The organism is Rhodococcus sp. LB1 (genome assembly GCF_001583455.1).
GTDB lineage: Bacteria > Actinomycetota > Actinomycetes > Mycobacteriales > Mycobacteriaceae > Rhodococcus_F > Rhodococcus_F opacus.
The window spans coordinates 108,457-117,250 of the sequence record NZ_LTCZ01000004.1 but is presented as its reverse complement, the minus strand read 5'-3'; the positions used below and the strand labels follow the sequence as shown (position 1 = coordinate 117,250).

7 protein-coding genes and 3 pseudogenes are annotated in these 8,794 nt (G+C 62.0%); 8 read left to right on the top strand and 2 right to left on the bottom strand.

The features are described 5' to 3' along the window. From AZG88_RS52430 to AZG88_RS01150, 8 genes and pseudogenes are all read left to right on the top strand, one after another. Positions 1-447: pseudogene (locus AZG88_RS52430) on the top strand (ABC transporter substrate-binding protein); the annotation flags it as partial. 300 nt (positions 448-747) lie between these two features. Next, positions 748-1,674: an ABC transporter substrate-binding protein gene (locus AZG88_RS01185; RefSeq protein ID WP_061696799.1), complete on the top strand. Its 927-nt coding sequence runs from the start codon at positions 748-750 to the stop codon at positions 1,672-1,674. Then, a complete protein-coding gene (locus AZG88_RS52425; RefSeq protein ID WP_061696798.1) occupies positions 1,625-1,960 on the top strand; it encodes a hypothetical protein in 336 nt (111 codons plus the stop codon). The genes AZG88_RS01185 and AZG88_RS52425 overlap by 50 nt, the downstream gene beginning before the upstream one ends. Positions 1,961-1,973: 13 nt before the next feature. Then, positions 1,974-3,029: an ABC transporter ATP-binding protein gene (locus tag AZG88_RS01175; protein ID WP_231913754.1), complete on the top strand. Its 1,056-nt coding sequence runs from the start codon at positions 1,974-1,976 to the stop codon at positions 3,027-3,029. Continuing rightward, the gene (locus tag AZG88_RS01170) at positions 3,019-3,999 is read left to right on the top strand and encodes an ABC transporter ATP-binding protein (protein WP_061045534.1); all 981 of its coding nucleotides are present in this window, start codon (positions 3,019-3,021) and stop codon (positions 3,997-3,999) included. Before AZG88_RS01175 ends, AZG88_RS01170 begins: the two co-directional genes overlap by 11 nt. A 281-nt stretch (positions 4,000-4,280) precedes the next feature. Continuing rightward, positions 4,281-4,964, top strand: a complete 684-nt coding sequence (locus AZG88_RS01165; protein WP_061045535.1) for an MspA family porin — start codon at positions 4,281-4,283, stop codon at positions 4,962-4,964. Positions 4,965-5,034: 70 nt separating this feature from the next. Next, positions 5,035-5,712 (top strand): MspA family porin, encoded by a 678-nt coding sequence (locus AZG88_RS01160; RefSeq protein WP_061045536.1) that lies wholly within the window; start codon positions 5,035-5,037, stop codon positions 5,710-5,712. Between the two features lie 585 nt (positions 5,713-6,297). Then, positions 6,298-6,628, top strand: a pseudogene (locus tag AZG88_RS01150) (transposase); the annotation flags it as partial. Between the two features lie 571 nt (positions 6,629-7,199). On the opposite strand, the pseudogene AZG88_RS49370 reads toward AZG88_RS01150, so the two are convergent. Both AZG88_RS49370 and AZG88_RS01145 read right to left on the bottom strand, forming a co-directional pair. After that, positions 7,200-7,390 (bottom strand): annotated as a pseudogene (locus AZG88_RS49370) (IS701 family transposase); the annotation flags it as partial. Between the two features lie 111 nt (positions 7,391-7,501). After that, entirely contained in the window at positions 7,502-8,737 is a 1,236-nt protein-coding gene (locus tag AZG88_RS01145; RefSeq protein WP_231913753.1) for an NAD(P)/FAD-dependent oxidoreductase, read from the bottom strand. Positions 8,738-8,794 lie beyond the last annotated feature (57 nt).

Below are 8,794 nucleotides of genomic sequence, written 5' to 3'. Positions count from 1 at the left end.
CCGTCGGGCAAGGCTTTGGGTGAGGCGATACAGACGCAGCTGAGCACGTTGAACAACATCAAGGTCAACGTGCGCACCATCGATTTCGCCCAGGTGGGGCAGATCCTCGGGCAGATGGACTACGACGTGATCACGAACGCTGTCGTTTTCGGTGATCCGGAACCACGCCTGTGGTTCGGGCTTCACGGTGCCTCCGCAGGAAACTACAGCGGCGTCAAGGACGCGCAGATGGATGCGGCACTGGACGAAGCACGGGTTTCCCAGGACGAAGCGGAACGGACAGCGGCGTATGAGGTGGTCCAACAGCGTCTTGTCGAATTGAATCCCGTCATCTTCTATGTCCGTTCTGCGCCCGGTGTCATCGCCAACGGCAACGTCGGTGGAATTCAGCAGTACGGGATGGGGTCGGTACTTCCCGAGATGCTCTGGATCCAGGCCCATGATTGACCCCCCATTCCTTCGGGTGCGGTTCGACCGCATCGTGCTGGACTGATCTGACCGATACCCCTCCGTGTCAGATTCTTTCACCTCCTCAGCCAATGAAAGGCCCCCCGTGATCTCGAAAAGACGTGCGCTTCTGGCCGGCGCTGCCGCCGCCCAAGCGCCGGCGGCCCTTCCGGGGACCCGGTCAGCGGCGGAACCGGCCGGATCATCGAGCAGTGGGAGCCGCGCACCCTCGACCCCGCGCAGATCACGAACTGGTGGGCGAACTCCCCAGTTCTGGGCAATGCCCTATACGGCACCCTGATGACCAACGATCTCGAAACCGGAGAGATCGACTTCAAACTGGCGGAGAGCCTCACGACCGACGACGCGGGCAAGACATTCACCCTCACCCTCCGTGACGGCGTCCAGTTCTCCGACGGCACCCCCTTCAACGCCGCAGCCGTCAAGTTCGGCTGGGAGCACGTCAAGGATCCCGCCACCGCCTCACCGGACATCCCGCAGGCGAAGCTGATCGAGAGCAGCCGCGTCGTCGACGACCGCACCCTCGAGGTGACCCTGGTCGACCCGGTCCCGAACTTCGCCAACGCCATTGTGGAAACGTCGATGAATTGGATTGCCTCCCCGGCCTCGTTGCAGGCCGGCCAGCAGGCCATCGACTCCAATCCGATCGGTGCGGGACCGTACACGCTCGAGCAGTGGTCGCGTCAGGACGTCATCAAGCTGACCCGCAATGACAAGTACTACGATGCGCCTGCCGATCAGCGGTACAACACCCTCGTCAGCGGTGGGGCCGATCTCGCCCTCGAGGGCATCTGGTCGAACATCGCGAAGGCGAAGGACGCCGGACTGCAGAACGCGGTCGTTCCGCTCGGCGGCGGTACGGATCTGGCCTTGAACACCACCAAGGCGCCGTTCGACGACGCGCGGGCCCGAAAGGCGTTCGCGCTCGCACTCGATCTCGACGGCATCAACAACGCGGTGTTCGAGGGCACGGCGGAGTTGCCGCGCACCCTGTTCGACGAGTCCTNNNNCAGCAGAGGGCAAGCCGCTGGAATTCACGATCTCGCTGTACCCGTCGAACAGGGCTCTGGGCGAGGCGATTCAGACTCAGCTGAGCACGTTGAACAACATCAAGGTCAACGTGCGCACCATCGATCTTGCCCAGTTGGGGCAGATCATGGCGCACAAGGACTACGACGCCCTGGTTGCGGGCCTGATGTTCAGTGATCCCGAGCCGCGCCTGTGGTTCGGTCTCCACAGCACCTCTACCGGAAACTACAGCGGCATCGCCGATCCGCAACTGGACGAGGCACTGGACAAGGGTCTGTCCTCCCAAGACGAGTCGGAGCGCAAGGCTGCGTACGAGGTGGTCCAGCAGCGTCTTGCCGAGTTGAACCCGCTCATCTTTTACACCCGTGCTGCACCGGGTGTAATGGCAAACGGCAATGTCGGTGGAATCGTGCAGTACGGAATGGGGTCGGTACTCCCCGAGACGCTCTGGATCCAGAAGTGACGAGGAGACGACAATGAGTGCGCCTCAGCTCTGCCCACCGAAAGGCAGTGAGAAGATGGTTGAAACCCCTGTCCTTCAGGTGCGCAACCTTCATACGTACATCGGTTCGCCGCGCGGCGTCGTACAGGCGGTTGACGGAGTGTCCTTCGACGTGGCGCCGTCCGAGGCGTTCGGAGTCGTGGGCGAGTCCGGCTCGGGAAAGTCGGTGATGGCGCGCGCCATCATGGGATTGATGCCGAGTCAGGCCTCCCTCACCGGCGAGGTGTACTTCCAGGGACGCAACCTCCTGACACTCGGTCAGAAAGACAGGGAGGAGGTTTGGGGGAAACAGATTGCGATGGTGTTTCAGGACCCCGGTCGGTCCCTCAATCCCGTGGTCCGTATCGAACGCCAACTCACCGAGGGAATTCGGCGACATCTCGGTATTTCGCGTTCCGAAGCGCACGGTCGCGCGCTCACCCTCCTCCAAGAAGTGGGAGTTCCCGATCCCGAGCAACGACTGCGCAACTATCCGCACGAACTCTCCGGCGGCATGCGCCAGCGCGTGATGATTGCGATTGCACTTGCATGTGAGCCTGACCTGCTCATCGCTGACGAGCCGACGACCGCACTCGACGTGACGATCCAACGGCAGATCCTGGATCTCTTGAGGAAGGTGCAAACCGAGCGTGGGATGTCGCTGATGCTCATCAGCCACGACCTTGCTGTGGTTGCAGGACGCACCGACCGCGTGGCGGTCATGTATGCAGGCAAACTGGCCGAGGTCGGATCGACGAGGGAGGTGTTCAACGCGCCCCGACATCGGTACACCCATGCACTGCTCGGTGCAACGCCGACGATCGAGCACGAACGCCATGCACCGTTGAACTTGATTGCAGGTTCACTGCCGTCCCCCACCGAGCCACCAGCAGGTTGTCGGTTCGCCCCCCGCTGCGAGGCGGCGGACACGGAATGTACGGAGCTGGGCCCGACAATGACCTCTGGCGGTAGGGACCATCAGTTCGCCTGCATGAATCCAGCATCAACACAATCTCTTTCAGCAGTCGGAGGTAAACCCGGTGGCCGGTAGCGGAACCGCGCATCTGCGCGGAGAAGACACTCTTCTCAGTGTTCAGGACCTTGCAGTCGAATACAGAACGAAAGGCGGATCGTTCAAAGCTGTCGCAGGTATCAGCTTCGACGTCAAGAAGGGCGAGACACTCGGCATCGTCGGTGAATCCGGGTGTGGCAAATCCACGACAGGCCGGGCCGTACTTCGCCTCGATCCCATAGCGGGTGGACGAATCCGCTACGACGACAGATGGATCGAAGAGCTCCCCGAGAAGCGTATGCGCGATCTACGCCGAGAGATGCAGATGATCTTCCAGGATCCTGTTGCATCACTCAATCCACGTCGAGCTGTCAAGGACATCGTCACCGAGGGCCTCGCGATAGCGGGTGCCTCCGCCGAGGAGCAGTCCGAGGCATCGCAGACGGTGCTCGAGCAGGTGGGCTTGTCCAGCGAGCGCTTCTCCTCGATGCTGCCACGTCAACTCAGTGGTGGGCAGGCCCAGCGCTTGGCCATCGGCCGGGCCCTCGCGCTCAATCCTCGCCTACTGATTTGCGACGAGCCGGTCTCAGCCCTGGACGTATCGGTGCAAGCTCAGATTCTGAACCTCCTCGAGGATCTCAAGAAGGAGTTCGATCTCACGATCATCTTCATCGCCCACGATCTGGGCGTGGTGCGAACGGTCAGCGACAACGTACTGGTGATGTACCTCGGTAAGGTGTGTGAATTCGGCGACGCCGTCGAGGTCTACGAAAAGCCGGCACACCCCTATACCCGAGCATTGCTCGATTCCGTGCCGTTGACCGATCCCGACAAGGGGTTTGCAGGTCCCGCCCTCCAAGGCGACATCCCGTCTCCCCTGCGCCCGCCGGCCGGTTGCCGATTCAGGTCACGTTGCCCCTCTGCACAAGCAAAGTGCGCAAAGGAGGAACCCGTGATGAGCGAGATCCGTCCGGGCCAGTACGCGGCCTGCCACTTCCCATCGAGTTAGCACGGCAACGCCACCCAATACGGCATGATCCCTTCACATCACGTCCAGCCAGGAAGCTGCATGGAAGCCGCAGTCCTGGTTGCAGTAACGCTGACGGTTGTTATTCACACGTCAAAACAGTTGACCTGCAGCCACTTCGACCCGATACGCGGCGACGTCCCGTCTAGACTATCGCCACCCGCAGGCGTAGTTTAAGCTAGCCATCGCGGTTGGTAACGGAATCAGTACACCACCGAAACTTCGTGTGATATCACGACTTTGAGAAAGTTCTGAGGGAACGAATGATGAAGACCCCCAAGTCCGGCCTGCGCCGTGGCGCCCGTATCGCAGGCCTGGGTGCTGCTGCGACTGTTGCACTCGGTTTGATGTCTACTGGTGCGGCGGGTGCGGATACCTTTATCCCGCTGCCTGACGGTTCGAAGGTTGGGCCGAATGTGACGTTGACGCGCACTGCGGAGAGCGCTCTGTCCTCGACGTCGTTGGCCGCCAATGGCGCAGGACGTGTGGCGTGGGTGTCGGGAATTGCGACTGCTGATGTCAAGGGCATCGAGGAGGTGACCGACGTTCCGGCCGCCAACAGTACGGCCAAAACCGAGGGAAGCTATAACGGTACGAATGCGTCGACAACGCATGGTGTTTCACGGGTGTCGACTGGGTACATCGTGGGTTGCCAGGTGGACATCACCGGCCTGTCTGCGAATCCGTCGTTCAGTCTGGGTTTGGATTCGTTGTCGACGAGTGCGGGCTTGACGGTTCCGTTGAACTCTGGTGAGGTCAAATACGTGCCGCTCGCGGCGAAGGACATCAAGAAGGACGGCGTGTACACGCTGGAGTACCAGGATGCGGAGCTGCAGGTTCAGAAGTGCGGCGGTTTCGCGCAGGCTCGGTCGTACACCGTCGTAGAGATCGTGGGCAACGACTACTCGAAGACCAGCCTGTACGGTGCGCCGTTCAGCATCGGCTGATTCCGGTCTCTTACGCAGATCTTCCCACCCACTTTCTCGTGTGCGCGAGATATACCCTTAGAGGGGAACAATGATCATCAACCTTAAGAACGGTGTGCGTCTGGCCGCGGTCGGAACCGCTGCTGTCGCGACCATGGGCTTCTTCTCCGTCGGTGCCGCGAGTGCCGACACGTTCATCCCGCTGCCGGGTGGTTCGATAGCAAAGACGCTGACGGACGGCACCGTGGTGACGGTGAACTTGACGGACGAGAGCGCGAACATTTCGGCGTCATTGGGGTCGACTCCATTGCACCGCAACGTCTGGGTAAACGGCAAGGCCGCCGTCACCTTGGACGGTGCCGGAGCTAAGGGTGCCACCATCACCCCGGGGTACATCCTGGCTTGCCAGGTCGACTTCGGCGCCAGCGCCAATGGAAAAGCGGGCTCGACGCCTTCCGTCGCCGACGACGGGACCGTCTCCATTCCGGTCACTGGAACCACCGGTGCCGGAATCACTCTCGGCCCCGGCCAGGCGAAGAACGTCACCCTTCTCGACCTCGAGAAGAAGGATGCTTATGGCGCTGAGGTACACTCGGGCGCCAATTCGTTCAAGGGCAAGTCCGGATCCGTCAGGTGGACCGACTCCGCTCTCGGGGTGAGCGGTTGCGCCGGCTACGCGCAGGCCCGCAGCTACGTCAAGGTTGCCGTCAACACCGACAACGTGACCAGCAGCATCACCCTCTGGGGCCAGCCCTTCAGTATCGGATAAGTCTGCCGATCGAGCTTTGCATTCCACGGATGGCGGACCCAGCCGGTCGACACATAGTTTGTCCCCTCATCAGGAGCTATGTGTCGTCCAACTGGGTTCGCCATCTGAACCCCGGGATGTCAGCGCCTGGGAAGTACGTCGCGAGTCGTGGAAGCGTTCTTCCTACACAGATCAATCCAGGCCCAGTCCAGTGACCCGTTCGCGAACATCACTCCGCGACGGAGTGTGGTCCTCACTCTGCGCGGATCCAGTACCTCGGCGCTCTCAGCCATCCAAGGTTCGAGTGTGCCGTCCTCCGACTGTCGCAGCAGCGTTCCGTACACCATCGACATCCACATGACGTCCAAGTTCATGACAGACCCGCGCCGAACTGCAGACCGGAGAGAGGCATCGGGCCCCGTACTCCAGCACGCCCACAGGGTCGGTCGCTCCCCAGTCCCCGTTGTCACCCATGTCACACGCGGCGAGAGCTGTTCAGAGCGTGTCTCATGTGGATGAAGTGGCGTGAGGGACTTTATGTGACGCGTGTTAGATTGGTTGCCACTGCGATTGGTGCCGGATGCTTTGTGGGAGATCGTCGAACCGTTGATTCCGGTGTTCACCGCGATCCCGGCGGTGAAGTCCCCACGTGGGCCGCGCCACCGCAGAACCAGGAAAGCCACGCGCCGACAAGGGTTACGACTACGACAAGCACCGCCGGTGGCTGCGCGAAGAGGGAATTGTCCCACGCATCGCCCGCCGCGGAATCGAGAGCAACGACCGGCTGGGCCGGTACCGGTGGAAGATCGAACGCACCATCGCCTGGCTCACCGGCTACCGACGCCTGACCATCCGCTACGAACGCCGCGCCGAGCACTTCGCCGGATTCCTCCACCTCCCCGCGGCACTCACTTGCTTCAAGAAACTCCCCACATGAGACAACCTCTCATGGGACGTGTCCGAAGGTTCGGTAGTGGCACGATCGGTCTCCCGTTCACACTGTCGGCATCGTGGCCAGCGTGACCAGCACCAGACGGGGTCGTCGGGGTGGGCGTGTCGGAGGATGAGGTGCACGAGTAGGCGTCGGATCTCGGGCATCCAGTACCCGATCATGCCTTGTCGGAGTTTCCGATTCCCCCTTTACCGCTTCGATTTTCGTGCCCGGACCGCCAGGCGAGGGCGAGTATCGAACGGGGTGGCGTGGGCGTCCCAGGCGCGGTAGGTGCGCACCTGGTACTGATCGAGCCCGGCCTCGTTGTTGCCTGCTGGAAGCCTTCCTCGACCCGCCACACGACCCGGTGCCAGCACGAGTTTGGTCCGAACTCCACATCGTCACCGATCCCCGCGGCGTGGAAGCGGTGCCGGAGTACTGGTGTTGCACCCAGGCTCGAGCGGGTGCGCTTGTTCAGGAAATCGCAACGTTGCTGTGGCGGGCGGACTTGGACGTCGATGGGTCCGGGACTAGTGCTCGAACGGCTCGGTGACCGCAGTGTTGATCGTCGACGACATCCGTCCGGGCTCAACTCGCCGGCCCGTTCGGCCAGGGTCCACCCGTTCTTGCGTTCCGGACCCGCCACCAATCCCGCAACATATCCCGAACCCGGGTCCGCGGCTCCGACCGGACGAACCGACCGGAGATCCACGCATACAACGCTTCCAACTCAGAGGCGACAACATCAAGCGACCACCCGACAAGTATCGTTCACCTGTCGAGCACAGTGCCAGCGGTATAACCAGTCCCGAGGCCGAAACTCCCTTTATGCGACAACATCGTTGCTGCATATAGGGATTCACTGAACACGATCGAACATCAGATCATCGACGCGACGCGGACGGCGGCAGCCAGGCCCTCGACCACTTCTTGTCGGCGCAGGCGAGATTGCTTCGGCATGTTCCAGCCGAGGATACCGGTGACAATTCCCTCCTTGCGATACCGTGCGACAAACCGGCGAGCCGACAGATCGCCGTCGACGATGTCCACCTCGGCATCTACGGGGAGTGAGCCGTGTACCTGAATCTTCACGTCGAACTGATCAGACCAGAAGTACGGCACGGGCACGTAGGGTTCGTCTTCCCCGACGATGGAACCGGCTACTGCGAAGCCCTGTTCAGTGGCATTGGTTCGGTTCTCCAGGCGGACAAGTCCACCGAGCCGCTCATGATGCCATCGGGCTACGTCACCGACGGCGTAGATGCCGTCTGCCGCGCGGCAGCGAGAGTCGCACACCACGCCGTTGTCCAGCCGCAAACCGCTGTCGGTCAGCCAGTCCGTCGTCGGGATCGCACCGATCGCCACCACAACCACATCGGCTGGTAGAACCTCGTCCGTCCCCAGTCGGACGCCGGTGACACGTCCGTTGGCTTCCGTCAGTCCGACGACGCTGACGCCCAGGCGTAGTCGGACCCCATGGTCCTGGTGCAATTCCGTAAGCAGTTCCGACACCATCGGACCGACCTGGAGCGCCATCGGCGCCGGCTGCGGCCCGGTCATTACCACGTCGATGCCCAGTGCCCGCGCTGTTGCGGCAATTTCGGACCCGAGAACGCCCTCGCCGACGACAACCAGCCGAGTAGCCGTCAACAGGTCGGAGCGCAAGGCGATTGTATCTTCGAGCGAGCGCAGCACATGTACCCCGCCCAGCCCCTCCGTCCCCGGCAAGGCTCGGGGTCGCACTCCCGTGGCGATGACGATCGCATCCGCCTGCAAATCTCGGTCCGCTGCCGTTCGCACCGTTAGGGTGGCCGTGTCCAGTCCGACCGCCGAATCGCCAAGGATGAAGTCAACACCCAGGGAACTCAAGGCTTCTTCCGTGCGCAACGCTGCGCGGCCGGGTTCCCAAGCCCCGGAGAGGACCTGCTTGGACAGGGGCGGACGATCATAGGGCGCATGCGCCTCGTCCCCCAGGACAGTGATTCTGCCGGTGTAATTCTTGCGCCGCAGCGCTTCCGCGGTAGAGAGGCCTGCCGCTGACCCGCCCACCACCAACACCGAATCCGGAGACGTCATACGAGTGCCGACGCCCGGTGTACTGTCGCCATTCCTCATGCGTGACTCCCAATCAACTCTCTATAGCGTGTATCACCAGATAAATTAGACCAAGCG